Annotated in this window: 2 protein-coding genes and 1 pseudogene; 2 read left to right on the plus strand and 1 reads right to left on the minus strand. The window is 73.3% G+C overall.

Annotation, left to right across the window (positions count from 1 at the left end; translation table 11 throughout):
• Together C1A33_RS23670 and C1A33_RS23675 are read left to right on the plus strand one after the other, a co-directional pair.
• Positions 1 to 598, plus strand: a 598-nt coding sequence (locus C1A33_RS23670; RefSeq protein ID WP_423748134.1) for a MarR family winged helix-turn-helix transcriptional regulator, incomplete at its 5' end; no start/stop codon positions are given.
• Positions 599 to 686: 88 nt separating this feature from the next.
• A complete protein-coding gene (locus C1A33_RS23675; protein WP_101833550.1) occupies positions 687 to 1,838 on the plus strand; it encodes an acyl-CoA dehydrogenase family protein in 1,152 nt (383 codons plus the stop codon).
• 55 nt (positions 1,839 to 1,893) lie between these two features.
• Here the strand turns inward: C1A33_RS23675 and C1A33_RS35205 are convergent.
• A pseudogene (locus C1A33_RS35205) lies at positions 1,894 to 2,531 on the minus strand (alkaline phosphatase D family protein); the annotation flags it as partial.

Here is a 2,531-nt window from a genome sequence, read left to right on the forward strand (position 1 = left end):
GGGGAGGGAGGGTCGCGGGGTGATCATCCGGGACGCGGCCGTCGAGGCCATGGACGCCGGTGAGGCTGACAGCACCGGCGAGGCCGACGGCGCAGGTACCGCCGATGGCGCAGGTACCGCCGACGGCGCCGGGGAGACGGCGCGCGAGGCGTGGCGCGCCATGCTGGCGCTGGCCTTCGGCGGCGAGGCCCCCAGCCGGATGCACACCGTCTGCCAGGCGTTCGATCTCACCCCGGCCGCCCTGAAGATCCTGCTGGTGCTCTCGAGCGGCCCGCGCCCGATGCGCGAGCTCGTCGAGACCTTCCGCCATGACCCGAGCTACCTCACCAGCGTCGTCGACCTGCTCGAGCGCCGCGGCGTCGCCCGCCGCGAGCCGCATCCGACCGACCGACGGGCGAAGACGGTCGCGCTGACCGACGAGGGCCGGGTCGTGTTCGAACGTGCGTGCGACCTGCTGTTCGAACCGCCCGCCTCGCTGCGCCAGCTGACCCCGGACGAGCAGGCTCAGCTGCTGCGCCTGCTGCTGCGCGTCGTCGACGCCGAGCCCGGCATTCCCCCGGCGCTGCGCCCCCGGCCCGTTCCCGCGCCGCCCGGCTGAGATCCATCCGGCTGAGATCCACGGCGGCGCCGGTCGTCTCGGTGATGATGGTGGACGACAGCCACACCGTCCCCGGGAGACGAGCCCCATGCCCGACACGCGCCTGACCGACGAGCAGGAGGCCCTGCGCCGAACCGTCGCGGCGTTCGCCCGTGCCGTCGCCGCGCCCGCCGCGGCCCGCCACGACGAGGAGCGGACCTTCCCCTACGAGATCGTCGCCGGGATGGGGAAGATGGGGCTGTTCGGCCTGCCCTTCCCGGTGGAGTACGGCGGGATGGGCGGGGATTTCTTCGCGTTGTGCCTGGCGATCGAGGAGCTCGCCCGGGTGGATTCGTCCGTCGCGATCACCCTGGAGGCCGGCTGCTCCCTCGGGGCGATGCCCGTCTACCGGTTCGGCACCGTGGAGCAGAAGCGGGAATGGCTGCCGCGGCTGTGTACCGGGGAGGCGCTCGGCGCGTTCGGGCTGACCGAGCCGGAGGCCGGCAGCGACGCCGGCGGCATCCGCACCACCGCGGTGCGCGACGGCGACGAGTGGGTGATCAACGGATCGAAGGCGTTCATCACGAACTCGGGCACCGACATCACCCGGCTGGTCACCGTCACCGCGGTGACCGGTACCACCGGCGATGGCGCGAAGGAGATCAGCACCTTCCTCGTCCCGGTCCCCCGCCCCGGGTTCACCGCGGAGCCGGCCTATTCGAAGGTCGGCTGGCATGCGAGCGACACCCATCCGTTGACGTTGCGGGATGTGCGGGTGCCCGCGGCCAACCTGCTCGGCGAGCGCGGGCGGGGCTACGCCAACTTCCTGTCGATCCTGGACGAGGGGCGGATCGCGATCGCGGCGCTGGCGGTGGGGCTCGCGCAGGCGTGCGTCGACGAGTCGGTCGCCTACGCCCGCGCCCGCCAGGCCTTCGGCCGGCCGATCGGCGCGAACCAGGGCATCGCGTTCAAGATCGCCGAGATGGAGGCGCGGACCCACGTCGCCCGTACCGCCTACTACGACGCCGCCGCCCGGATGGCCGCGGGGCTGCCGTTCAAGAAGGAGGCGGCGATCGCGAAGCTGTTCAGCAGCGAGGCCGCGGTCACCAACGCGCGTGAGGCGACGCAGATCCACGGCGGCTACGGATTCATGAACGAGTATCCCGTCGCCCGGCACTGGCGGGACAGCAAGATCCTCGAGATCGGCGAGGGAACGAGCGAGGTGCAGAAAATGCTCATCGCCCGCCACCTCGGCCTGTAGGAAGATCGGCCTGTAGGAAGATCGGCCTGGAGGGGCGAACCCGGCCAGGAGGAAGTCAGGAAAGGGCGGCGCGCAGGACCTCGTCGAGGCCGCCGGGGGTGCCGTCCGGCTCGGTCTTGTCCAGGCGCAGCGTGAGCGCACGGCCGTCGACGTCGAGGTAGGCGATCTGGCTCTCGAACCAGGGGCCGTCGCTCACCCGCCAGTCGATGGCCGGGTCCGGCGCGCCCGCGAGCTTCGCGAACGCCCGGATGCCGGCCGCCACGGGGCGGCGGCGGGCGAGTCGGTCGACCCGGCGGATGCCCGGGCCGAGCGGGTTGCGAAACGGCGAGCAGACCGCCTGCACCACCGGGCAGCGCGCCCCCGGCAGCTCCGCCCGGGCGACGTAGGCGTGGTGGACGTCGCCGGACAGCAGCACCACCGAGGCGGGTGCCGGGCCGCGCTCCCCCGAGGCCACCGCCCGCAGCAGCTCGGCCATGGCCGCGAACGACTCCCCGAACGCCGACCAGTGCTCGAGGTCGACCCGCTGGCGGACCTTCTCCGCCCCGCGGGCGAGGACGCGGCCCCGGCTCCCGGCGACGAGTGCCTCGCTGGCCGCCTCCACCCAGTGGATCCCCGGGGTGAGCAGGTAGGGCAGCGACGTGGCGAGCAGCAGATGGTCGACGTCGCCGCCCGTGCGGGTCTGCTCGGTGACCC

The sequence above is a fragment of the Frankia canadensis genome, assembly GCF_900197875.1.
GTDB classification, from domain to species: domain Bacteria; phylum Actinomycetota; class Actinomycetes; order Frankiales; family Frankiaceae; genus Frankia; species Frankia canadensis.